The following is a 23,990-nucleotide window of genomic DNA, read 5'->3' on the forward strand; positions in this document are numbered from 1 at the left end:
AATGGTCGAAATGGAGGAGGAGCCCGCGGCCACTCTACTCACCATTCACCATTCACTATTCACCCTAGGCAGCCTGTTTCGCCTTGCCCTTGGACGCCTTGGACATCGTCTTCGATGCAGCGAGGATCGCCTTGACGATGTTGTGGTAGCCGGTGCAGCGGCAGATGTTGCCTTCGAGCTCGGCCCGCACAGTCGCCTCGTCGAGGCCTTCGGGATGGCGGTTGATCATATCGGTCGCCGTCATGATCATGCCTGGCGTGCAGAAGCCGCATTGCAGCCCATGATGTTCCTTGAAGGCGGCCTGCACCGGATGCAGGTCGGCGCCGTTGGCCAGGCCTTCGATCGTCACGACGGTCGAGCCGGAGGCCTGCGCGGCAAGCATCGTACAGGATTTGACTGCCTTGCCGTCGACATGAACGACGCAGGCACCGCATTGCGAGGTGTCGCAACCGACATGCGTTCCGGTAAGGCCGAGATTTTCCCGCAGGAAGTGAACCAGAAGCGTTCGGTCTTCGGCAGCACCGCTGACCCGTTTTCCGTTCACCATCAACGAAACATCCGACATGGTCCCTCCCTGGGTATCAACCTTGGTCATCACGCTGCCGACGCGGTGTTGGCGCGTCAACCCCATGCATTATTCGTACACCGCACAACGGACAAAAAACAGCACGTCGCAAACGCGGCACATTATACTTTCGGTCATGGCCACGCCCCACCCTGCAATCCCGGCCTGCCCATTGCCAAAACACAGATTGAAGGCAACAATGTTTGTCGACGCGGGCGCCAAAGCACACAAAAAACAGGGCGCGCACAAAAACGCGTCGGAGGAAACGCGGAGAACATCGCTGGCCAATTCACGGACGCGCTATGCATGCGGCCTGTCGGCGCTCACCACGGACGAGCCCGACATGGAGGCGTTCGCCAGGGCGATCGCGCTGGAGGCAGCCGTGATCGACGCCGGCTTTGCGCTGCTGTTCTTTTCCCAGAGCCTGGTCGAGGCCAGCGCGCTTGCCCAGGCGCTCATGACCCACGCACCGGCCCTCCATCACGCTGGCTGCTCGACCGCCGGCGAGATCACGCCGCAAGGCCTCGAGGATGGCCACGTGCTCGCCATGCTGCTTCCGTCCGCCGTGTTCACCGCCGTCAGCGTGATGGTCGACAATTTGTCGTCGTCGGGCATGGACATCATCACCAGTGAGGTCGAGGCCTTGCGGCGGTCGCTGCGCGCGCGCCTGGGTTGCGATCGCACCCAGGGAACGTTCGCGCTCTGCTTCATCGACGGACTTTCCTATGCCGAGGAAGCGGTGAGTTCGGCCATCCATTGGGGCCTAGACGACATACCGCTGCTTGGCGGCTCGGCCGGTGACGATCTGAAATTCGAGACGACGCGCCTGATCTCGAACGGCAAGGTCACCTCCGACAGCGCCATCATCGTACTGGTAGCAACCGAAATTCCTTTCCATGTCTTCAAGACCGACAATTTCGTTCCAACAGACGAAAAGCTGGTGGTGACGTCGTCAGATCCCGATCACCGCATCGTGCGCGAGTTCAATGCCACCAATGCCGCGGAGGAATATGCCGCTTCCGTCGGCATCGTCGCGCAGATGCTGACGCCGCTGAGCTTTGCTTCGCATCCGGTGGTGGTGAAGGTCGGCGGTGAATATTACTGCCGTTCGATCCAGAAGATGCATCCCGACGGCTCGCTGTCATTCTTCTGCGCCATCGACGATGGCGTCGTGCTGTCGATCGCCCAGCCCAAGGACATGATCGAAGCGACGCGGGCGGCACTGCGCGATGTCGAGGAGAGGCTTGGCGGCATCGACATGATCCTCGGCTTCGACTGCGTGCTGCGCCGGCTGGATGCGCGCAACCGGCAAGTGTTTCGCGACATCTCGGAACTCTACCGGGTCAACAATGTCATCGGCTTCGGCACCTATGGCGAACAGTACCGGTCGATGCATCTGAACCAGACTTTTACCGGCATCGCCTTCGGCGAGCGCCAGGCGGCGGAATAAGGCGGCGGAATACGATGCCGCTGAGGGACATAAACGATCTTGAAAAGCTGAAGAAGATCAACGCGGCACTGGTCAGCCGCGTCGAACGGTCGATGGACCAGCAAGGCAACGCCTTCTCGCTGTTCCAGACAGCGATTTCGCTGGAAAACCGGGTGCGCACGCGAACCGAGGAACTGCACTCGACCTTGCGCCGGCTGGAGCAATCGAACATCGACCTCAGCGCCGCCAAGGAAAACGCCGAACTGGCAAACCTGTCCAAGACAAGGTTTCTCGCCGCCGCCAGCCACGACGTGCTGCAGCCGTTGAACGCGGCCCACCTCTCCGTTTCGGCGCTCGCCGAAGTGCAGACCAGTGACGAGGGCAAGAAGCTGGTGCGGCAGGTCGAGCGCTCGCTGGAGACGATGGAGGACCTGCTGCGCACGCTGCTCGACATCTCCAAGCTCGATGCCGGCGTGGTGCAGCCCGACATAAGCGACGTCAGCCTGGAGGCGCTGTTCTCGTCGCTGCGTTCGGATTTCCAGCCGGTGGCGGAACTGAAAGGACTGTCGCTGAAGTTCCGGCCGGTCAATGCCGTGGTCCGCTCCGACCGCACGCTGCTGCGCCGCATCCTGCAGAACATCCTTTCCAACGCGCTGGGCTATACCCGCTCGGGCGGCGTGCTGGTCGGCACCAGGCATCGCGGCGACACCATCCGCATCGACGTCGCCGACACCGGCTGCGGCATCCCCGACGACCAGCGCGAGGCGGTGTTCGAGGAATTCCATCGCGGCACCTCGTCCGCCAATGCCGAACTGGACGGTGGCGGTCTCGGCCTCGGACTTGCCATCGTGCGCCGCATGTCCAGCGCGCTCGGCCATCCCGTGACATTTTCATCGAAGGTCGGGCGCGGCACCATCTTCCACATCGATGTTCCCGTCGGCTTCGGCGCCCCGGCCGCCGCGATCGCCAGCCTTGCCGACATGGAACGGCCCCGCGGCTATGGGCTGTTCGGCACCAAGGTGCTGCTGGTCGAGAACGATGTCGAAGTGCTGCAGGCCATGATCTTCCTGCTCGAGCGCTGGCAATGCCTGGTGCGGGCCGCGACCTCGACCGACGATGCCCTCGACATGCTCGGCGACACCGACTGGGTGCCCGACATCGTCATTGCCGACCAGCATCTCGACGGCGGCGATCTCGGCACCGCGACCATCGCCGAAGTTCGCGACTATCTCGGTCGCGCCGTTCCGGCGCTGATCGTCACCGCCGACAGTTCCGAAGCGGTCGCCAAGGCGGCGCGTGCGGGTGGCATCGAACTTATGCGCAAGCCACTGAAGCCGGCGCAGTTAAGGGCACTGCTGGCGCATTTGCTGGCTTAGGGCGGAACTACGGTGACAAGTGCGCATTTGCCTGGCAACCGAAACCCGATGGCGACTGTCGGCGTTTGTGGGCAATGAGCTTTAGAGTCGAACCGCTTGCTCGACAGAATTGGCCGGCGTTCGTGGATCTGTTTTCGGTGAGCGGACCGGTCGGTCGTTGCTGGTGCATGTACGGAAAGATTGGCCCGGCTTACCGCCAGCGGCTACCCGATGAAAATCGGCGTGCATTTCAGCAATCGGCGTTATCTGGCGATGTGCCCCAGGGCCTTTTGGCCTTCGACGGAGAAGTGACCGTGGGATGGTGCCAAATCACGCCCGTCGAAGCAGTGCCTTACCTCAAGACAAGGTGGACCGGCGCCGAAGACCGTCGGGAAAAGACATGGTTCATCTCCTGCTTCTACGTCCGCAAGGGCCATCGTCGACGCGGGATAACTCGAGTACTGATCAAGGCGAGCATCGCTCACGCAAGACGACATGGCGCCGAGGCGATCGAGGCGATGCCGCTCGATGGCAGCAAGTCGCCGAGCGCAACGGGTAGCGGGTACGTGTCGACCTTCGAGAGCGCAGGGTTCCAAGCCATAGCACACCGCGATGCGGCCCACCCGCTGATGAGACTTTCATTGTCATAAGCCACGACGCGCACGCCCGCCGTTGGCCCTCAAAACCCAGCCTGGTCCCGAAACAGCTCCGCATTGTCGAGCTTCGACACCTCGATCACCGCCTGCGTGCGGCTGTAGACATTGAGCTTGCGCAGGATTTCCGACACATGCGCCTTCACCGTGGTCTCTCCCACCTGCAGCTCATAGGCGATCTGCTTGTTGAGCAGGCCCTGGCGTAGCATCTGCAGCACCCGCAGCTGTTGCGGCGTCAGCGTCGACAGGCGCTGCACCATGTCGGCGCGGTCGACGCTTTCGGCGTCGGGCGTGCGGCCTTCATAGGTTTCCGGCACATAGATCGCGCCTTCCATCACCGAGCGTATGGCGGCGGCCAGGTCGCTCTTGCGCGCCGATTTCGGAATGAAGCCGGCGGCACCATAGGACAGCGCCTCAGAAATGATCTTCGGCTCCTCATGGCCGGAAACGATCACCACCGGCAGGCGCGGATAGCGGGTCCTGAGCTGCAGCAGCCCGTCAAAGCCGTGCACGTCAGGCATGCTGAGATCGAGAAGCGCAAGGTCGAACGGCTTGGCGCCGGCCAGCAGATCGAGCGCCTCGGTGATCGAGCGCGCTTCCACCGTGTCGACTTCCGGATAGGCCATCTGCACCGCGCTGTGCAGCGCCTCGCGAAACAGCGGATGGTCGTCGATGATCAGGAACCGGGCGCGATCGTGGATTGCGGTCATAGGGGTTCATTTCAGTTCGTGGGCGATTAGAATAACCTCGCCAGCATGGCCAGATTATTGCCAAATAGTATATCGCCATCTCCGGCGGAAAGCGCCGCCGGCACTTCCTCGACCAAATCGCCTTGCCCGGCCGCCCAAATCGGTCGAATGTTGCGGTAATCAGGCAGAGACCTACATGACAGACTTCGTCCTTCCCTCGCCCGCAATCGCATCGGTGGCCGTTGCGGGCTCGCCTGAGCGTTTCGCGGTGCGCCGCATCTTCTGCGTCGGCCGCAACTACGCGGCGCATGCCCGCGAGCTCGGCAATGACGAGCGCGACCCGCCCTTCTTCTTCACCAAGCCAGCCGACGCGGTGGTCGATTCCGGTTCGACGATTCACTACCCGCCGCTGACGGCCAATCTGCACCACGAGATCGAGCTGGTTGCCGCGATCGGCAAAGCCGGCTTCCGCATTGCCCGTGACAAGGCGCTGGATCATGTCTGGGGCTATGGCGTCGGCATCGACCTCACCCGCCGCGATCTGCAGGACGAGGCCAAGAAGGCCGCCCGTCCGTGGGACTGGGCGAAGGCGTTCGACCGCTCCGCGCCTTGCGGTCCACTGGTCCCCGCGGCGAGATCCGGACACCCGCAAAAGGGCCGCATCTGGCTCGCCGTCAACGGCCAGGTCAGGCAGGATGCCGACCTCGCCGAGCTGATCTGGCCGATATCGGATATCGTGTCGATCTGCAGCGAGGCGATGGAGTTGCAGCCCGGCGACCTGATCTTCACCGGCACGCCGGCCGGCGTCGGCGCGGTTCGTGCCGGCGACACGATGACTGGCGGCGTCGACGGCATCGGCACGATCGAAATAACCATCGGCCAACCGAAGTGATCGCATGAGCGACCTCGTCCTGCACAACTACTATCGCTCCTCCACCTCCTACCGGGTGCGGATCGCGCTGGAGATGAAAGGGCTGAGTTATGACTACGTGCCGCATCATCTGCGCCATGGCGAGCATCTGGAACCGGCCTATCTCGCAGTCAATCCGCAAGGGCTGGTGCCGGCGCTGGTCCTCGGCGACGGCACACTGCTGACGCAATCGCTGGCGATCATCGAATTCCTCGACGAGACCAGCCCGGAACCACCGCTGCTGCCAAGCGATCGGGCTGGTCGGGCACGCGTGAGAATGCTGGCGCAGATGATCGCCTGCGACATCCACCCGGTGAACAATCTGCGCGTGCTGACCTCGCTGCGCACCCTGTTCGGCGCCGGCGACCAGGACATCACCAACTGGTTCCGCCATTGGGTGAACGAAGGCTTTCAACCGCTTGAGAAGATCCTGGCTTCGTCGCCCGAGACCGGAACATTCTGCCATGGCGAGACGCCGGGGCTGGCTGACATCTGCCTGGCCGCGCAAGTCACCAGCAACGCCCGCTTCGGCGTCGACCTGAGCCCCTATCCGACGATCGCTCGCATCAACGCCGCGTGCATGGCGCTGCCGGCTTTCCAGAAGGCGGCGCCCCAGAACCAGATCGATGCTGAATAGGGCTTCATCGGCCGACGCGTAACGTCGGCGCCCGGTTCTGGCGGAATCGATTTCCGCTTGACCCAACTGGGAATCGGCTATCGTTTTCCTGCAACGCAGCAGGGTGGGAGTGTGACCTATGAGAGCCGTCGTCTTCGAGAAATTCGGCGAAGCGCCGACGATCCAGACTGTTCCCGATCCGAAGCCGGCTGCCGATGGCGTCGTCATCAAGGTCGAGGCGACAGGGCTTTGCCGCAGCGACTGGCATGGTTGGATGGGGCATGACGACGGCATTACGCTGCCGCATGTGCCGGGGCACGAACTGGCCGGCATCGTGGTCGCGGCCGGCAAGCAGGTCACCCGCTGGAAAGCAGGCGAACGCGTCACCGTGCCGTTCGCCGTCGGCTGCGGCCGCTGCTTCGAGTGCAATTCGGGCAATCACCAGGTCTGCGAGCACCAGACGCAACCTGGCTTCACCGGCTGGGGCTCATTCGCCGAATATGTCGCCATCGAACACGCCGATACCAATCTGGTGCGCCTGCCCGACGAGATGGAATTCGCCACCGCCGCCAGCCTCGGCTGCCGCTTCGTCACCTCGTTTCGCGCCATTGTCGATCAGGGCCGGGTCACGCCCGGCGAATGGGTGGCGGTGCATGGCTGCGGCGGCGTCGGCCTGTCGGCGATCATGATTGCCAGTGCCATGGGCGCAAATGTGATCGCCATCGACCTCACCGACGAGAAGCTGGATTTCGCCAAAAAGATCGGCGCCGTCGCCACCATCAATGCGTCCACGACGTCGAATGTCGTCAAGGCGGTCAAGCAGATCACCAATGGCGGCGCGCACATGTCGATGGACGCGCTCGGCCACCCCACCACCTCGTTCAATTCGATCGCCAATCTGCGCCGGCGCGGCCGCCATGTGCAGGTCGGCCTGATGCTGGGCGAGCATGCGCGGCCGCAGGTGCCGATGGACAAGGTGATCGCCTTCGAACTCGAAATCCTCGGCAGCCACGGCATGCAGGCCTACCGCTACCAGGCGATGATGGACATGATCCGCAACGGCAAGCTCAGGCCCGAACTGCTCGTCGGCAAGAAGATCAGCCTCGACGAAGCACCCGCGGCCCTGATGGCGATGGGCGGCTTCGAGGGCATCGGCATCGGCGTGGTGACGAAGTTTTAGCCGGCCCGGTCGCCCGAGTCGGCCCTACCTTGCAAACTTCTTCGCGCCGAACACGCACAACACCACGCCGAGCGTGACGACGACCATCAGCGGGCTGACCTGCTCGTGCAGCAGCGTCGCCGCCAGGGCGAGGCCGAAGAAGGGCTGCAGCAACTGCAACTGCCCAACGGCGGCGATGCCGCCTTGCGCCAGGCCGCGATACCAGAAGACGAAGCCGATCAGCATGCTGAACAGCGAGACGTAGCCCAGTCCGATCCAGGCGTTGGATCCGACGCCGGCAAAGGACGGCGGCAGCGTCGCGAAAGTCAGCACCAACATGATCGGCAGCGACAGCACCAGCGCCCAACAGATCACTTGCCAACCGCCGAGCTTGCGCGACAGCGCTGCCCCCCTCGGCATAGCCCAGGCCGCAGGCGACGATGGCGGCGAGCATCAGGCCATCACCGATCGGCGAAGCCGTCACGCCTTGCGTCAGGGCAAAGCCTGCGACCAGCGCACTTCCAACGCACGAAAACAGCCAAAACGCCGGGCGCGGACGGTCACCACCGCGCAGTACGCCGAAGATCGCGGTCGCCAGCGGCAGCAGGCCGACGAAGATGATGGAATGGGCCGTGGTGACGTGCTTCAGCGCCAGGGCGGTCAGCAAGGGAAAACCGACGACCACGCCAAGTGCAACGATCACCAGCGACAGCAGATCGCCACGCTCCGGGCGTTTCTGCCGGAACAGGAGCAGCAGCGCCAGGCCGAGCATTCCGGCAATCGCCGCCCGGGCCGACGTCAGGAATGTCGGATCGAAATCTTTCACCGCCACGCGCGTTGCCGGGAGCGAGCCGCTGAAGATCAACACGCCAATGAACCCGTTCACCCAGCCGCTCGCGATCTTGTCCATCATATGCTCCGTTTTGTCGGCTCTGTATCGAGCGGAGCCCGTGGCATTGCCAGAGACAATGCGGTACAGTTATACAAAACTGTCATGGGCAATTGAGCAGTACGGATGGACAGACAGACCACAGGCGAAAGCAGCGGAACGCTGGTCGAAGGCGTCATGACGACGATCCGTCAGCGGATCGCGGCAGCAGCCTGACGCCGGGAGCGAGATTGCCGTCGATCCGCGCCTTCGCCAAATCCATGCAAGTGTCCAAATCCACCGTGGTCGAAGCCTATGAGCGGCTCGCCGCCGAAGGCGGGATCCGGTCCCGGCCGGGCTCGGGCTTCTATGCCGCCGGCTCGCTGGCGCCACTGTCGCTGGCCGAGATCGGTCCCCGCCTCGACCGCGCCGTCGATCCGCTCTGGATCTCGCGCCAGTCGCTGGAAGCCGGCGACGACATGCTGAAGCCCGGCTGCGGCTGGCTGCCGGCCTCCTGGATGCCGCAGGCCGGATTGCGCCGGGCATTGCGCACGGTGGCGCGTGCGGCCGATATTTCGCTGGCCGACTACGGCACGCCACTCGGTCTGCCGCCGCTGCGGCAATTGCTGGCGCGGCGCATGGCCGGGTATGGAATCGAAGCCTCGCCCGACCAGATCATACTGACGGAATCGGGCACGCAGGCCATCGATCTCCTGTGCCGGTTCCTGATCGAACCCGGCGACACCGTGCTGATGGACGACCCCTGCTATTTCAACTTCCACGCCCTGCTGCGCGCTCACCGGGCCAAGGTCGTCAGCGTCCCCTATACGCCGTCGGGACCGGATATCGACCTGTTCGCGCAGGCGCTGGCCGAGCACCACCCGCGCCTCTACATCACCAACTCCGCCATCCACAACCCGACCGGTGCGGTCCTGTCGCCGGTCACCGCGCACCGCCTTCTCAAGCTCGCCGACCAATCGGATCTGACCATCGTCGAGGACGACATCTTCGCCGATTTCGAACATGCCCCTGCCCCCAGGCTGGCAGCGTTCGATGGCCTGAACCGCGTCGTCCACATCGGCAGCTTCTCCAAGACACTTTCAGCGTCGGTTCGCTGCGGCTTCATCGCGGCACCCCGCGACTGGATCGAGGGCCTGACCGACCTCAAGATCGCTACGACCTTCGGCGGCGGGCGGCTTGCGGCCGAACTGGTGCTGACGCTGCTGAAGGACGGCAGCTACCGCAAGCATATGGAGTTGCTGCGCGCGAGGCTTGCGCGCGCCATGGGCGAGACGAGCGCCCGCCTGAAATCGATCGGCATCGCGCCCTGGATCGATCAGCCGGCCGGCCCGTTCCTGTGGTGCAGCCTGCCGGATGGGGTGGATGCGGCTGAAGTGGCCCGCCGCGCCTTGGCCGACAACATCGTGCTAGCGCCCGGCAACGCATTCAGCCTGTCCGGAACTGCCAGCCGCTTCCTGCGCTTCAACGTTGCCCAATGCGCGGACGAGCGGATTTTCAGGGTGCTCGAGGCGGCGATAGCGCGTTGATTTGCTTGTTACCGCGCCGCGCAAACCTCTCGCACACAGTCGCGTAGCCAGCGTTGCGCCGGATCGGCATCGAGCCGCGGGTGCCACAGCATGGAGATAGTGACCCCCGCTGTGGCGACCGGCAGGGGAAAACTATGCATGCCGGCGCGTGCGCCCTCCGTATGCCGCTCCGGAACGCTGGCAATCAGGCCGGATGTTCGGGCCATGGCAAGTGCTGCCGAGAAACCGGAAACCATGCACACGACCGTCCGCTGCAGCCCGAGCAGGCTCAAAGCCTCGTCGATCGGCCCTTTCTCGCGGCCACGCCGTGAAACGCTGATGTGCCGGCCCGCCGCATAGCGCTCGGGCGTCACCGCGCCCTCACTCAAGGGATGACCCGTTCGCACGGCGCCGATGAAGCGGTCGCGAAGCAATGCCTGAATGCGCACCTCCGGTCCGGTCTCGCCAGCGACGCCTATGTCCAGATCGATCGCCGCGTCGCGCAACGACATGACGTCCTTGTCGGATTTCGGTGCAAAGCGCAGCCGCACGCCGGGCGCATCGGCCTGGATACGGGCGACGACACGAGGCGCGAATTCTTCGACGAAACTTTCATTGGTGCGCAGCGTGAAGACCCTGTCCAGGCTACGGAGATCAAGCAGGGTGGCAGGCCGCAGCAGCGCCTCCGCATCCTGGACGACACGGCCGACCTGCCGTCGCAGTTCTTCCGCGCGCGGCGTCGCCACCAGGCCACGTCCGGCGCGAACCAGCAGCGGATCGCCTGTTGCCTCGCGCAGCCGAGCCAGGGTGCGGCTCATCGCCGAAGGACTAACCCGCAGGCGTCCGGCGGCGCGCGCCACGCTGCCTTCGGACAGCAGGATATCGAGAGCAAACAGCAAATTGAGATCGGGCGATGCCATGCCGGATCATAGCACATCATATGGCGTTTGATGCACGAATAAGATGCAAATGCTGCGTCTTCCGCCATATCGATCAAGGGACTAGATCTCCGCTGACTCTGGTTCTGGAGCTGATGGAAGGGAGATCGCCGTGGCAATCGCTGAGCAAAATCGGGACGGGCGCGCTTCGGCGCTGCAGCAGATGCAATCCGCCCGCTGGGCGCTGGCAAGCCTGTCGCTCGCCACGCTGCTGTCGTCGCTGGGAACCAGCATTGCCAGCGTCGGGCTGCCATCGCTGATGCAGAACTTCGGCGCATCATTCCAGTCCGTGCAATGGGTTGTTCTGGCCTATCTCCTCGCCATCACCACACTGATCGTCAGCGCCGGACGGCTGGCCGACATGTTCGGGCGCCGGTCGTTGCTGCTTGGCGGCATCGCGCTGTTCACATCGGCATCGGGGCTCTGTGGCCTGGCGCCGACACTCGGGCTGCTGATCGCCGCGCGCGCCGTGCAAGGGCTTGGCGCGGCGTTGATAATGGCGCTGACGCTGGCTTTTGTCGCGGAAACGGTGAGCAAGGAACGGACCGGCAGTGCCATGGGCCTGCTCGGTGCCATGTCCGCGATCGGGACGACGCTTGGCCCTTCGCTCGGCGGCCTCTTGATCGCCGGCTTCAGCTGGAGGGCGATCTTCCTCGTCAATGTCCCGCTAGGTGTGCTCACCTTCGCTCTCGCCTGGCGTGCCTTGCCGGCGCGCAATAAAACCGCGCAGGTCGACCGAGGCACGTTCGATGTGATGGGCACGGTCCTGCTGGCCTTGACATTGGCCGCCTATGCGCTGGCCTTAACGCTTGGCAGAGGCAATTTCGGGGCGCTCAACATCAGCCTGCTGGTCATTGCCGGCATTGGCGTTGTTCTGTTCGCCAGGGTGCAGACGAAAGTGAAAAAACCCTTGATCCAGCTTGCCAGCTTCCGAAACTTCCAGCTGAGCGCCAGTCTCGCTATGAGCCTGGTCGTCGCCACGGTGATGATGGCGACCTTGGTGGTGGCCCCGTTCTACCTGTCGCGCGGGCTCGGGCTGGATGCCGCAATGGTCGGCCTCGTGCTGTCGACCGGCCCGCTCGTCTCGACCCTGTCGGCGCTGGTGGCCGGACGCCTGACCGACCGCTTCGGCGCTCACAGGATGATGGTCGCCGGCCTGCTGAGCCTTGCCACGGGCACCTTCCTGCTGTCACTCGCCATGACCAAACTCGGCATTGTCGGCTATGTCGTTCCGATCACCGTCACCTGCGTCGGCTACGCGCTGTTCCAGACATCCAACAATGCAGCCGTCATGACCGGTGTCGGTGCCGGCGAGCGCGGCGTCGTCTCCGGCCTGCTCAATCTTTCACGCAATCTTGGGCTCATCACCGGCGCATCGTTGATGGGCGCCATATTCGCCGTCGCGTCGGCTAGAGGACACGAAGGTATTGGTCCTCTGAGTTCCGATGCCGCCGCACGGGGAATGCAGGTCACCTTTCAGACGGCAACGGTGCTGGCGCTGGTCGCGCTGGTCCTCGCATTGCTCTCGGTCCGCGCCGAGTTCAGGCGGCAGAGACTGGTGGAAGTGTCGCAAAACCTCTGATCTGCGCGAACCGGCGCTCAGGCCCCTGCCCGCTTGCGGCGCTCATAGAGCATGACCAGCGTTTCAGCCGTCAGAGCGGGCTTTTCCTCGCCTTCGATCTCGACCGTATTGGCCGCCTTCATCAGATACTGGCCGGGGCCTTTGTCCTCCATGGACAGCAGCGTGATGCGCAGCCTGATGCGTGCGCCGACCTTGACCGGCGCTAGGAAACGCACCCTGTCGAAGCCATAGTTGAAGGCGGCCTGGGTATTCTCCGGCACGATGCCCATGCCGAGCGCCAGCGCGCCGATGATCGACAATGTCAGGTAGCCATGCGCGATCGTCGTGCGGAAGGGGCTTTGCCGCCGCGCCCGTTCAGGATCGACATGGATCCATTGATGGTCGCCGGTGCATTCGGCGAACTGGTCGATCCGGTTTTGGTCGACCGTCGTCCATTCCGACACGCCAAGCTCCTGCCCGGCCATCATCCTCAACTGCTCGTAGGTCGGCGGCGTTTTAGGCCGTATTTCGGTCATTCCTGGTTTCCCGATCGCTTGCCAAGCCTCCGGACCACGAACTGACGGCCTCTGTCAATTCGCCCTGCGCGAATCCGTTCCGCCGAACCAGGCCACAATCGCGCCATGGCTCCCTGCGCAAGGGGCTGGTCAAATCGGGATTTCCCGGCCTTCAGAGCGGCCGGCAGCAATGAGCCGGCCTGGGCCACAGCTGCTACTTCTTCTCGTAGCCGGCGCGAATTTCCTCCATCGCCTCCTTGATGCGCGTGCGCAGAATATCGACCGATTCGGTACCGGATTTCTTGACCAGTTCAGCGACTTCGCCGGCATTCTTCAATGCCGCCTCGAAGGACTTTCTGGCAAATTCCGTTTGTTTGGCCATCAATTCCTGCGGATTGCCAGGCGCCCTGTAGCTTTGTGCCATATCGGTGACTTCGCGCAGCGTGTCCTGCAACATCTCGCGCTGCCTGGACAACAGCGAGGACGCGCCGGCGGCACCGGCCCGCGCCGATTTCTCCAGCGCTTCGAGGTTCTTGCGATGATGGGCCAGGATCGCCTCGACATCGGGCACCTTCAGGTCGCGGCCGAATCTGCCGAACATGTCCATGAAGGAATCGGATTCCGGTTGTTTTGCCATGCTGGTTTTCTCCCCTTTGCCGCGGATGCGGGCACCCTCAGCGGGAGAATAGCACTCGCGTGCCGTGTGTCCATTTCGAACCCGATGGAAATCAACGCCAGCCTGGCGCGCAATCAATTCACGAGGAACAGCCGCTCTGCCAGATAGAGCACGACACCCGCGAGCCCGCCGATGATCATGCCGTTGAAGCGGATGTATTGCAGGTCCCTGCCGATGTTCATCTCGATCAATCGCGTCAGCTGCGCAAGATCCCAGCGCTTGACCTGGTCGGCGATAAATGTCGACACGCCGCTTTTCTGGCTCTCCACGAACGACGCGAGCGCCACCACGAACCCCGTGTTCATGTCGGCCCTGATCTGCGCATCGCTTGCAAGATGCCGCCCGACCTCGACGAACATGTTGGCAAGATGCGCGCGGATAACCGAATTCGGCGCCTTGGCGTCCTGCTCGATGAACTGGCCGAGGCTTGCCCACATGTCGCCGGCCAATGCCTTGACCTCCGGCCGTGCCAGGAAATCGCGCTTCAGCTTCTCTGCGCGTTTGGCATATTGCTTCGATGTCCTCAGCCTTTCGACGAAGCCCAGAGCGAAATGGTCGAATTCGGCGCGCATCGGGTGATCCGGATCGGCCCTCACCTCGTCGAGCAGCGAGCCGGCCGAGGCGACGATCTTCTTCAGGAGATAGGCGTCGGCGCGAAACAGGTTGAACAGCGACGGCAATTCCTCGCGGATTTTCTCGCGCATCGTCGCCAGCGCCTGTTCGTCGTTGAGAAACCGGCCGATCACCTTGGTGAACTCGTCGAACAGTTTCTGATGACGGCGATCATCGGTTAGCGCGGACAACAGCTCGGCTGCCAGCGGCGCCAGCGGCACCTTCTCGATCTGCTCGAGCATGCGGCTGGTGACGAAGCCGCGCAGGCCGGATTGCTCGACGGCGGCCAGCGTCTGCGGCACCAGCCGCACGACGAAGCGCGACAGGTCGGCGGCGCGCTCGGTATCGGCCAGCCAGTCGGCGACCAGCGCCGAGAAATCGACCTCGGCAAGCTTTTCGCGCACCGGCTCGGGCGCCAGGAAGTTGACCTCGATGAAGCGGCCGAGATTGTCGGCGATGCGGGTCTGGTTCTCGGGGATGATGGCGGTGTGTGGGATCGGCAGCCCCAGCGGCCGCCTGAACAGCGCCACCACCGCGTACCAGTCGGCCAGCCCGCCGATGGTCGCGGCCTCGGCAAAGGCAGCGACGAAGCCGAGCCACGGATAGCTATGCTCTAACGACTTGGCCATGGCGAAGACGAGAACGCACAGCGCCAGTGCGGCTGTTGCCGCGAATTTCGTGCGTCGCAGCGCCGAAAGCTTGGCGTCCGCGTCGCTACCGATTCGCAAAGGGGTCATGGCCTGGGCCGATTGTGCCATGGTCGAGCTACTCCTCGTCCGTTGCGAGCTAATCTAGTATCTCGCTTGTCCGAATGCCCGCCCTATCCTGCGCGGTCACGGTTTTCCCCGGCCTTGCACATAAGTTGACGCGAATATTCACCTATTATGCCGCGCTAGTCTGGAATTATTCCAAGGTATGGGCCATATTCGATTCAACCTATTGCTTTGCGAGGACAAAATGCGGTTAACGCGCCAAACCAATTATGCCATGCGCATCCTGATGTATTGCGCGGCAAACGATGACCGGCTGAGCCGCATCCCCGAGATCGCCGCCGCTTATTCGGTGTCGGAACTGTTCCTGTTCAAGATCCTGCAGCCGCTGGTCGAACATGGCCTTGTCCAGACCGTGCGGGGCAGGAATGGCGGCGTCAAGCTTGGCCGTGGCGCCGAAGCGATCAGCTTGTTCGATGTGGTGCGCGTGACGGAGGAAAGCTTCGCTATGGCCGAATGCTTCGAGAACGATGCCGCCGAATGCCCGCTGGTCGATAGCTGTGCGCTGAATTCGGCGCTGCGCGAGGCGCTGAACGCGTTCTTCGCGGTGCTGGAGCGCTACACGATCGCCGATCTGGTGGCGGCGCGCCCGAATGTGCGCAACCTACTCGGCATCGACATGCTGTTGGAGCGCCGCGCCCCGGCTGCCTGAACCTGGCGACGTGTGTCTGGCTAGACCTACTGCAATAAATTAGGCCGCTGACTGGGGCAGCACGAACGGCATGTTCCCGGCCGGCAGCACGCCGACCCTGAGCCGGCAGTCGAACACTTTCTCGATCAGGTCATCGCTCAGCACGTCCTGCGGCGACCCGGTGGCGGCCAGCCGGCCATAATGCATGACGAATATCCTGTCGGCAGACATGGCCGTCAGATTGAGGTCATGCAGGATGGCAACCACGCCGCCGCCTCTTCTGGCAAAGTCGCGAGCAATGTCCATGATGATCAGCTGGTGCTTGATGTCGAGGCTGGAAACCGGTTCATCAAGGAAGAGATAGCGCGGCTTGCCGTCGAGCACGGGCGCCCAGACCTGGCACAGCACGCGCGCAAGCTGGACGCGCTGCTGCTCGCCGCCCGAAAGTTCCTGATAGAAACGTCCGGCAAAACCGTCGAGATCGACGCGCGCCAGCGCCCGTTCCGGCAGCCGCGCATCCTCGCCCGGCAGGACGCCCGAGCGGCCGCCGACAAGGCCAAGCTTGACCACTTCTCGCACCGTGAACGGGAACGACAGCGTCGTCGCCTGCGGCAGCACCGCGCGCTGGACGGCGGTCTCGACCGGCTTCATCGCGCAGAGATCGCGGCCGTTGAGGGCGACGCGCCCGGTATAGGCGAGGTCGCCGGAGAGCGCCTTGAGGAAGGTCGTCTTGCCCGAACCATTGGGGCCCACGATGGCGGCGATCTCGCCGGGCCGCGCGTGGAAATCGACACCGCTGACGATACGCTTGCCTGCGATGTCAACCGAAACGTCCCTTGCCTCGATCATCCCAACTCTCGCAAATAAACGACTCTCACAGGTCGACTACGCCGCGCTTGCGCAGCAGGATCCAAAGGAAGAACGGTGCGCCCGCGATCGCGGTGACGATGCCTATCGGCAGTTCGGCCGGTGCCACGACGGTGCGAGCGACCGCATCGGCCAGCAGTAGCAATGAGGCGCCGAGCAGCGCCGACGCCGGCAGCAAATAGCGATTGTCCGGGCCGATAGCCAAGCGCAGCAGATGCGGCACCACGATGCCGACGAAGCCGATGCCGCCGCTGACCGCGACGGACGCGCCGACCGCCGCCGAGACGCCGACGATGGCCGTGTATTTCAGCCGCTGCACCGGAATGCCGAGATGGCCAGCGGTCGCCTCGCCCAGCGCCAGCGCGTTAAGGCCCCGTGCCAGGAACGGCATCGCCGCCAGCGCCAAGACGATGATCGGCCCAACCGAAGCAATCTTCGCCCAGGTCGCACCGCCGAGCGATCCGAGTGACCAAAAGGTCAGGTCGCGTAACTGGCGGTCGTCGGCCATGAAGACGAGAATGCCGGTCAGCGCCATGGCGAGCGCGGCCAGCGCAATGCCGGCGAGCAGCATTGTGGCAACCGAGGTCTGCCCCCGTCGTGTCGCAACCTGATAGAGCACCAAAGTCGTCGCAAGCCCGCCGAAGAAGGCCGCCAGTGGCAGCGCAAGCGTGCCGACTATGGCTGTCGCGGGAGCCAACACTGTGGCGCCGAGTACGATGACGGCAACCGCGCCGAGGCTGGAGCCAGCCGAAACGCCAATGAGGCCGGGGTCGGCCAGCGGATTGCGGAACAGCCCCTGCATGACCGCGCCGGAGACTGCGAGCGCCGCGCCGACCAGCAGGCCGAGGGTGATACGCGGCAAACGGATGTCGTAGACGATCAAGCTGTCGCGGGCGCTCAACGCGGCGTTATCAGGCACGGTGCCGAACAGCCAACCGCTGATGACATTGACCGCTGACGCGTCTGACGCTCCTGATGTCAGTGATAGCAGGACGGCAATGAAGAGCCCCAGGCACAGCAGCAGGATGACGATGCGGGCTCGGCCTGACCGGTCGCCTTCGGATGCGCTCGCCATCGCCTTCACCGGACCGGCGATCGATTGATCGACCATAATTTGCCTGCTCAATCCGTGACCTGCCCGCCATAAAGCGAGACGGCGAGCTCGTGGATGGCGTCAGCGGTGCGCGGCCCGAAGCCGAGCAGATAGGAGCCATCGATGCGGATCAGCTTGCGCGCGGTTCCGGCAGGCGTCGAGGCGATCGACGGATTGCCGAACAGTTCGTCGTCCGACACCGGAGGCCCGGCATTGCTCATCATCAGGATCACGTCCGGCCTGGCGGTGATAACAGCCTCGTCGGACATTTGCTTGTAGCCGGAAAAGCCTTCGACCGCGTTGACGCCGCCAGCCAGCCTGACCATTCCGTCGGCGGCGGTCTCGCTGCCGGCAGCCAGGATCTTGCCGCCTTGTATCGACAGCACGAACAGGATGCGCTTGCGCTGCATGATCGGGGCCGTCTGCTTTTCGGCGGCCGTGAGCCGGGCATCGAGCTCCTTGGCCAGCACCTCGGCCTTGGCGTCAACGCCGAGCGCCTTGCCGACGATGCGGACCTTCTCGAGGATACCCTCGTGGCTATAGTGCTCGGGCACTTCGATGAACGGGATGCTCGTCTTCCTCAAGACATCGACGGCTTCCTTGGGACCGCTGCCGTGCAGCGCCAGGATGCCTGTCGCGTTGACCGACAGGACGCCTTCCGGCGACAGCGCGCGCATGTAGCCGACATCAGGCAGCTCAAGCGCCGCTTTCGGATACCGGCTGGTGGAATCGCGCGCCACCAGATGCTTCTCCTCGCCGAGCGCGTAGACGATCTCGGTGATCGAGCCGCCAATGGCCGCAATCCTCGAGGGATCGGCAAATACGGCCGTGCCTTCCGTGGCATTGACAGGTTGCAGTGCGACGAAAGCAAGGGACAGACCGATCGCCGGCCCGGCGATGATCTTGGAAATGCAACCCATTGTCGTTCTCCTCAGGCTGCAGTCGGGCTTGGGATGCGCGGCAGGTTCTCCGCCAGGAACCGCCAATCGTCACGCTCGCTCTCGCCCTCATGACGCTTGCCGAAGAACTGGATGATCATCTTGCCGTCGGCGTCATAAACCTCGAGCGAGGTGACATGACCGTCCTTGGTCGGCTTGCGCACGGCCCAGACCTCGTGGATGTGATCGGTTCGCAGGTGCAGGTGGAAGGTTTCATCCAGCACGTTGATCCATGGTCCCATCGGCTTGATGGATTTGATAAGTCCGGAATGGATCTGGATGCAGCCGCGGTTTCCGACAAAGCACATGATCGGTATCTCGCCCTCCGCGGCATGATGGAACATGACACGGACAGCGTCATTGTCGAGCAGCCAGGCATAGTCCTGGCCGACCATGCGCACCGCCTGCCGGCGGCTGAGCTTCAACGTCTTCAGCATGCCGAAGAACTGGTGCACGTCGGTTAGCCGGCTCCAGCGGTCGCGCAGATCGTCGAGATTGGCGGTCGCTTCGTCGCCATGGATCTCGTCATCGGAGACTGGCCCGAAAATGTCGACCGTCGGCTCCTGATCGGGCGATTCGAGCGCGGCGACCAATTTTTGATACGCATAGAGGCTGGAAGCCGGCCGCAGATGCACCTTGTGCACGGCCTCGCCAGCCGCGTCGAAGAACTGCAGGCTGCGGCGAATCTCGTCGCCATCGCGCTTTTCCACGGCAAAGCCATGCACCCACGCTTTCGGGAAGATGCGCAGGTCGATGTTTTCGCCAAGCACCATGGCATTGTGGTTGCCCGTGACGACCTTGTCATAGACCCCGATCTTTTCGTGCACCGCGCTTTCATTGCGGGTCAGCGCCATGACCTCGCCGACGGCCTCGAGGCCGGTCAAAAGATCGTTGACGCGCGGCTCGATGCGAACGACGCCATCGCCGCAATGCGCGGCTGCCAGCTCGGCCTCCGAAATGCCGAGTCGGGCAGCCAGATCACGCTCGCGCGCCTTCGGATTGTCTGTCCGTGCCCGCCGGATTTCATGCGGGGCGGGTTTTACGCGCTGGTCCATATCTCGGTCCCTATTGCCTTGCCTTACTTGTTGAGAATGAGCTTGCCCTGCCGGGTAATCTTCAGCCGGTAGAGCGCGCCATGATGCTCGATGCCGATCTCGTGCTCGCCCTGGAACAGGGTGTTGCTGGACAAGGTTCGCACCGCCAGCGGAACCCGGTCGAAACGGGCGGAGGCATCGTCGGAGCGGCGGACGCGATAGCGAAAATCGTTGGGATTGTGGGTGTTCATCTGGATCGATCCCTTTCCTGTGCCGGGCGTCTGGCTAGGCGTTGCGTAATCCGATTCATTTCTTGACTTGAATAATCAGGTTTACTAGTCAGTGCAATACAGGATTAAATGAGTCAAGATTTAAGACACCGGACACGATCAAAAATGCCAGCCAGCCCCAGGCCAGCCAGCATGGAACCTGGACTTTGGAGTTGGGGCATGGGGTTGGTGAATTGGGAATGGCGCGGCCGGTCGGCGGCGAACGGTGCGGCGGCCTTGCTGGCAAGCGTGGCGGCGATCGCCCTGTCGGCGCAACTGGCCAACGCCCAGCAGGCGGCGCAGCCGGCGGATCAGACGAAGAAGGCTGACGAGGAAAAGGCGGCACCGGCGGGAGCAACGCTGCTCGACAAGATCCTCGTCATCAGCCGCACCGGCGAGACGGCGATCGAATCGCTGGCGTCGGCCAGTCATGTCGGCCAGGAACAGCTCGACCGCCGCATGGCGACGACGCCCAATGAGATGCTGCTGGGCGTGCCCGGTGTCGCGGCGCAGGCCGACGCCAGGCGCGTCAGCACCAGCATCAACATCCGCGGCTTGCAGGATTTCGGCCGCGTCGCGGTTATCGTCGACGGCGCACGGCAGAATTTCCAGCGCTCCGACCACGGCACGCAGTCGACCTTCTATATCGACCCGGAACTCGTCAAATCCGTCGACGTGATCCGTGGTCCTGTCGCCAACACCTACGGCTCGGGCGCCATCGGAGGCGTCGTCTTCTTCGATACCAAGGACGCCACGGACTTTCTCAAGCCGGACGAGACGTGGGCCGGTTCCGTCACCGGACGCTATGAGAGCAACGGCAAGGGCTGGACCACCAGCGCATCCGGCGCCTACCGCTTCAACGAGAACTGGGATGCGCTCGGCAACATAGTCTACCGCGACTACGACGACTACAAGGATGGCGGCGGTGATACCGTCAAGGGCACCGGCTTCGACGTGCTCAGCGGCCTGCTCAAGACCACCATCCGGCCGACCGACAACAGTGAACTGAAGCTCGGCTGGGTCGGCTCAAGCGACGGCTGGAACGAGATCAGCGGCGGCGTGCCCGTCAATGACGTCGACCTGAAGTCGAATACCTTCACGGCCCGCTACAACATCACGGATGAGGACAAGAGCTGGCTCGATCTCCACATCAACACCTCCTACAACAAGACCAACCTCGACCTGACCAGCCTCGTTCCTCTCAAACGGTTTGATCCGAGCACCGGCCTTCCCGTGGTGTTGCCGGCTGGCTCGACATCGACGTTCGATATCGGCACGACCGGCATCGATATCTGGAACACATCCAGATTCGAGACCGCGGGTATCGCGCACGAACTGACCTATGGCGGCGACTGGGCCGGCGATAACGTCAAGACTGGCGGCACGGCCGGCGGCGACAGTTTCTACACGCCCTCCGGTAAGCGGAACGTGTCAGGCGCCTATATCCAGGACAAGCTCACCTGGGATTGGCTCGAAGTCATCGCCGGGTTGCGTTACGACAATTACAGCCTCAAGGATGACACCCACGATATATCTGGCGACAGGGTATCGCCCCGGATCACTGTCGGTGTCTCACCGTTCGAATCGGCAGGCCTTGCAGGTCTTCAGTTTTATGGCACCTACGCCGAGGGCTATCGCTCGCCGTCGATTACCGAGACGCTGATCAGCGGCAATCATCCGGCGGGCGTCAGCTTCCCGTTCCTGCCCAATCCCAATCTGCGGCCCGAGACCGGCAAGACGACCGAGTTCGGCATCAACTACAAGCAGAACGATATCCTCGAGGCTGGCGACGCGTTTCGTCTCAAGGCCGCCTATTTCAACAACGACGTCGACGACTATATCGATGGCGTGACGCTGTCGGCATTCGACCCGACCAGCGGCTGCCCGTTCGGCCCCGGCATCCCGATCTGCTTCCAGTATCAGAATTTCGCCAAGGCCAAGATCCATGGCTTTGAACTGGAAGGCGTCTATGACGCTGGATGGGGCTATGCTGCACTTTCAGCTTCCATCACCAATGGTCACACAATTTCCTACAAGGATGTGGAAGCGGACCTCGCCACCATCCTCTCCTCCCAGGTCACCGCGCAGCTCGGCCTGCGGTTCCTCGAGGACAAGCTGACTGTCGGCGGCGAAGTCCAATACAATGGCAAGCCGAAGGGCAATCCGATCGCCGAGGACTACACGCTGGTCAATGCCTTCGCCAGCTACCAGGCGACCGACAATTTGAAGATTGATTTCCGCGCCGACAATCTGTTCGATGTCAAATACGCCAACCCGCTCAACCTCACCACGGCTGGCCAGCCGGCGCAGCCGGTCTTCGCCGCCTACGAGCCCGGCATCACACTGAAACTGGCGGCGACCATGCGATTTGGAAGCTGATGACAATGACGAGCTTGACGACATCCCTTCGTCTGCTGACCTCGACGCTGGCGATGTCGCTTGCGATGGTTCCGGCGTGGGCACAACAGTCCGCGCCGGTCCCCGCGCTCAGCCTCGAACTCAACGCTGCGCAACCTTCCGACAGGGGTTGCCGCCTGACCTTCGTGGTCAACAACAATCTCGGCGCCGACCTATCCAAGGCGGCGTTCGAGATCGCACTGTTCAACGAAGCCGGCGTCGTCGACCGGCTGACAGTGCTCGACTTCAAGGAATTGCCGGCGGGCAAGACCAAGGTGACGCGTTTCGATCTGGCCGGCATCGAATGCGCCAAAGTCAGCCGCGTGCTGATCAACAGCGCGACCGAATGCACCGGCATCGGCGTCGAACCGAATGCCTGCATGCGCAAGCTGAAGACGGACACCAAGACCGGAATCGCTTTCGGCGTCTGAGGTGGGACTGCATCCCGCATTCACGCGAAACACAGTGGCATGGCCTGTGGCCGGCTTCCGCGCGCTGTCCTCTGGACCAAGCGATCTTGATTTGACAATTCTGCTCGGGTCGCTGCAGGTCTCGACGCGAGACATGCAGGATATCAGCCCCCTCACAGACGCCAGCGCCGAGTTGGCCATAGAACCAACCGAGCCGCTCGCACCGCCGCGGCCATCGGTCTGGAACCGCAAATGGACGGCAGCGATCGTCGTCTCATGCCTGCTCCATGCCGCGGTGGCGGCGGCCTTTCTGGTCTCGCCTTCGGGGACATTCGATTCCAGGGATGCCGAGCAGCCGGAAGGCAGTGATCAGTCGGGCAGCAACGTGGTCGGCAGCACGCTGGATAAGGATCCGGCGGCCATAAATGTTGCGCTGGTGCCGAACCCGCAACCGGCTAAACCACAGCCGGCAACGCCGCCCAAGCCGGCGCCGCCAACAGAACCTGCGCAGCCCGCCCGGCAAGCGGCGAAGCCGCCGCTCAAGCCTTTGCCGGAACCTGTCAAACAGCAGACGATCACCCCGGACATATTGGTGGCCGGCGCCCCACGCCCCGATGACCAGAGCGTGTCTCCCAAGGCCGAAACGCCGGCACAGCCGACGGTTCAGGCCGAGAGCATCGAAATGCCTGTCGCCGTTCCAGAACAGGCGCCGATTCCAAGCGCCAGGCCAATTCCTGCAGTTGTCCCAGCAACTGCTAGCGAACCATACGAGAAGCGCGGCACAGCGGACGGCCACGAAATAAAAGCGGCAATTGCCAGCAAAGGCAAAAAACGAACCGATGCCGGCAACGCGGCAACGTCTCTCTATAGCGGCGAGGTGGCCAACAAATTGGCTCGCGCCAATCGCCGCGTTTCGAAAGCGGCGCAATCGACCGCCCGCAACAATGCTATGGTGGCATTTGTGGTGCTGGCCAATGGAACCATCAGCGACTTGCAACTTGCCAAAAGCTCAGGCTCTCCGGAACTCGATCAATTCGCGTTGGAGCTGGTGCGAAAACAGGCACCCTTCCCTCCCATTCCGCCGGAGACCGGAAAGTTAAGCTGGCGGTTCAAAGCACCAATCGGCCCATTCTGAGTCTCCGTGGCCCGTTACGCCAGCCATCGATCGTCAAGCATGAAAGGAATCACGATGTACATCGCCATGAACCGCTTCAAGGTGCAGGCCGGCTCGGAGACCGATTTCGAGGCCGTATGGAAGAACCGCGACTCCAGCCTCGCGGAGATGAAGGGGTTTAGGGAATTTCACCTGCTGCGTGGCCCGGTCAACGAGGCCGAAGGCTACACGCTGTTTGCGTCGCATACGGTGTGGGCGAGCCATGATGATTTTATCGCCTGGACCAAATCGGAGAATTTCCGTGCCGCCCACGGCAATGTCGGCACGACAAAAGTGCACTATCTCGGCCATCCCCAGTTCGAGGGCTTTTCGGTCGTCGAGGGCGCGTAATAACA

General features: G+C 63.1%; 23 protein-coding genes and 2 pseudogenes. 13 read left to right on the forward strand and 12 right to left on the reverse strand.

Translation table 11 applies throughout. The features are described 5' to 3' along the window. Positions 1–64: 64 nt before the first annotated feature. Positions 65–565: a (2Fe-2S)-binding protein gene (locus tag X744_RS164215; RefSeq protein WP_023757665.1), complete on the reverse strand. Its 501-nt coding sequence runs from the start codon at positions 563–565 to the stop codon at positions 65–67. A gap of 199 nt (positions 566–764) precedes the next feature. Between X744_RS164215 and X744_RS164210 the strand changes: the two genes are divergently transcribed. From X744_RS164210 to X744_RS164200, 3 genes are all read left to right on the forward strand, one after another. Beyond that, on the forward strand, positions 765–2,015 hold the full coding sequence (locus tag X744_RS164210; RefSeq protein WP_023757666.1) for an FIST signal transduction protein: 1,251 nt from the start codon (positions 765–767) through the stop codon (positions 2,013–2,015). A 14-nt stretch (positions 2,016–2,029) separates the two neighbouring features. Next, positions 2,030–3,370 (forward strand): hybrid sensor histidine kinase/response regulator, encoded by a 1,341-nt coding sequence (locus X744_RS164205; RefSeq protein WP_023757667.1) that lies wholly within the window; start codon positions 2,030–2,032, stop codon positions 3,368–3,370. Positions 3,371–3,492: 122 nt separating this feature from the next. After that, on the forward strand, positions 3,493–3,999 hold the full coding sequence (locus tag X744_RS164200; protein WP_198032177.1) for a GNAT family N-acetyltransferase: 507 nt from the start codon (positions 3,493–3,495) through the stop codon (positions 3,997–3,999). Positions 4,000–4,028: 29 nt separating this feature from the next. Here the strand turns inward: X744_RS164200 and X744_RS164195 are convergent, their stop codons facing one another. Next, positions 4,029–4,712, reverse strand: coding sequence for a response regulator transcription factor (locus X744_RS164195; RefSeq protein ID WP_023757669.1), 684 nt, complete (start codon positions 4,710–4,712; stop codon positions 4,029–4,031). Between the two features lie 175 nt (positions 4,713–4,887). Here X744_RS164195 and X744_RS164190 point away from each other — a divergent pair, with 175 nt between their 5' ends. The 3 genes from X744_RS164190 (at position 4,888) to X744_RS164180 (ending at position 7,397) form a co-directional block, all read left to right on the forward strand. After that, positions 4,888–5,583, forward strand: a complete 696-nt coding sequence (locus X744_RS164190) for a fumarylacetoacetate hydrolase family protein (protein WP_023757670.1) — start codon at positions 4,888–4,890, stop codon at positions 5,581–5,583. A gap of 4 nt (positions 5,584–5,587) precedes the next feature. After that, a complete protein-coding gene (maiA, locus tag X744_RS164185) occupies positions 5,588–6,238 on the forward strand; it encodes a maleylacetoacetate isomerase (protein WP_023757671.1) in 651 nt (216 codons plus the stop codon). Positions 6,239–6,356: 118 nt separating this feature from the next. After that, complete coding sequence (locus X744_RS164180) at positions 6,357–7,397, forward strand: zinc-dependent alcohol dehydrogenase family protein (protein ID WP_023757672.1); 1,041 nt, start codon at positions 6,357–6,359, stop codon at positions 7,395–7,397. A 24-nt stretch (positions 7,398–7,421) separates the two neighbouring features. Here the strand turns inward: X744_RS164180 and X744_RS01000000169275 are convergent. After that, positions 7,422–8,286 (reverse strand): annotated as a pseudogene (locus X744_RS01000000169275) (DMT family transporter). A 105-nt stretch (positions 8,287–8,391) separates the two neighbouring features. Here X744_RS01000000169275 and X744_RS01000000169280 point away from each other — a divergent pair. Beyond that, positions 8,392–9,791 (forward strand): annotated as a pseudogene (locus X744_RS01000000169280) (PLP-dependent aminotransferase family protein). An 8-nt stretch (positions 9,792–9,799) separates the two neighbouring features. On the opposite strand, the gene X744_RS164175 reads toward X744_RS01000000169280, so the two are convergent. After that, positions 9,800–10,690 (reverse strand): LysR family transcriptional regulator, encoded by an 891-nt coding sequence (locus tag X744_RS164175; RefSeq protein WP_023757673.1) that lies wholly within the window; start codon positions 10,688–10,690, stop codon positions 9,800–9,802. 130 nt (positions 10,691–10,820) lie between these two features. On the opposite strand from X744_RS164175, the gene X744_RS164170 reads away from it, so the two are divergent. Further along, on the forward strand, positions 10,821–12,290 hold the full coding sequence (locus X744_RS164170) for an MFS transporter (protein ID WP_023757674.1): 1,470 nt from the start codon (positions 10,821–10,823) through the stop codon (positions 12,288–12,290). Between the two features lie 17 nt (positions 12,291–12,307). Here the strand turns inward: X744_RS164170 and X744_RS164165 are convergent, their stop codons facing one another. The 3 genes from X744_RS164165 to X744_RS164155 form a co-directional block, all read right to left on the reverse strand. After that, positions 12,308–12,805, reverse strand: a complete 498-nt coding sequence (locus X744_RS164165) for a MaoC family dehydratase (RefSeq protein WP_023757675.1) — start codon at positions 12,803–12,805, stop codon at positions 12,308–12,310. A gap of 193 nt (positions 12,806–12,998) precedes the next feature. Continuing rightward, positions 12,999–13,421, reverse strand: a complete 423-nt coding sequence (locus tag X744_RS164160) for a phasin family protein (protein WP_023757676.1) — start codon at positions 13,419–13,421, stop codon at positions 12,999–13,001. Positions 13,422–13,534: 113 nt separating this feature from the next. Then, a complete protein-coding gene (locus tag X744_RS164155; RefSeq protein WP_023757677.1) occupies positions 13,535–14,830 on the reverse strand; it encodes a DUF445 domain-containing protein in 1,296 nt (431 codons plus the stop codon). Between the two features lie 199 nt (positions 14,831–15,029). Between X744_RS164155 and rirA the strand changes: the two genes are divergently transcribed. Beyond that, complete coding sequence (gene rirA / locus X744_RS164150) at positions 15,030–15,494, forward strand: iron-responsive transcriptional regulator RirA (protein ID WP_023757678.1); 465 nt, start codon at positions 15,030–15,032, stop codon at positions 15,492–15,494. A 39-nt stretch (positions 15,495–15,533) separates the two neighbouring features. Here rirA and X744_RS164145 read toward each other — a convergent pair whose 3' ends face one another. From X744_RS164145 to hemP, 5 genes are read right to left on the reverse strand one after another with little or no spacing between them, the layout of a single operon-like run. Continuing rightward, positions 15,534–16,322 (reverse strand): heme ABC transporter ATP-binding protein, encoded by a 789-nt coding sequence (locus tag X744_RS164145; RefSeq protein WP_023757679.1) that lies wholly within the window; start codon positions 16,320–16,322, stop codon positions 15,534–15,536. A 25-nt stretch (positions 16,323–16,347) separates the two neighbouring features. Beyond that, positions 16,348–17,451 carry an iron ABC transporter permease gene (locus X744_RS164140; RefSeq protein ID WP_023757680.1) on the reverse strand — a complete coding sequence of 368 codons (1,104 nt, stop codon included), beginning with the start codon at positions 17,449–17,451 and terminating at the stop codon, positions 16,348–16,350. 11 nt (positions 17,452–17,462) lie between these two features. Next, the gene (locus X744_RS164135) at positions 17,463–18,353 is read right to left on the reverse strand and encodes a hemin ABC transporter substrate-binding protein (RefSeq protein WP_031259652.1); all 891 of its coding nucleotides are present in this window, start codon (positions 18,351–18,353) and stop codon (positions 17,463–17,465) included. A gap of 11 nt (positions 18,354–18,364) precedes the next feature. Then, positions 18,365–19,426 carry a hemin-degrading factor gene (locus tag X744_RS164130; protein WP_023757682.1) on the reverse strand — a complete coding sequence of 354 codons (1,062 nt, stop codon included), beginning with the start codon at positions 19,424–19,426 and terminating at the stop codon, positions 18,365–18,367. 23 nt (positions 19,427–19,449) lie between these two features. Continuing rightward, positions 19,450–19,656, reverse strand: coding sequence for a hemin uptake protein HemP (hemP, locus tag X744_RS164125; RefSeq protein ID WP_023757683.1), 207 nt, complete (start codon positions 19,654–19,656; stop codon positions 19,450–19,452). Between the two features lie 198 nt (positions 19,657–19,854). On the opposite strand from hemP, the gene X744_RS164120 reads away from it, so the two are divergent. From X744_RS164120 to X744_RS164105, 4 genes are all read left to right on the forward strand, one after another. Then, positions 19,855–22,053: a TonB-dependent hemoglobin/transferrin/lactoferrin family receptor gene (locus X744_RS164120; protein WP_023757684.1), complete on the forward strand. Its 2,199-nt coding sequence runs from the start codon at positions 19,855–19,857 to the stop codon at positions 22,051–22,053. 5 nt (positions 22,054–22,058) lie between these two features. Further along, positions 22,059–22,502, forward strand: a complete 444-nt coding sequence (locus X744_RS164115; RefSeq protein ID WP_023757685.1) for a hypothetical protein — start codon at positions 22,059–22,061, stop codon at positions 22,500–22,502. A gap of 274 nt (positions 22,503–22,776) precedes the next feature. Further along, entirely contained in the window at positions 22,777–23,616 is an 840-nt protein-coding gene (locus X744_RS164110) for an energy transducer TonB (RefSeq protein WP_245266434.1), read from the forward strand. 54 nt (positions 23,617–23,670) lie between these two features. Beyond that, positions 23,671–23,985 (forward strand): antibiotic biosynthesis monooxygenase, encoded by a 315-nt coding sequence (locus tag X744_RS164105; RefSeq protein WP_023757687.1) that lies wholly within the window; start codon positions 23,671–23,673, stop codon positions 23,983–23,985. The last annotated feature ends 5 nt before the right edge of the window (positions 23,986–23,990 follow it).

The organism is Mesorhizobium sp. LNHC252B00 (genome assembly GCF_000502955.1).
Taxonomy (GTDB): domain Bacteria; phylum Pseudomonadota; class Alphaproteobacteria; order Rhizobiales; family Rhizobiaceae; genus Mesorhizobium.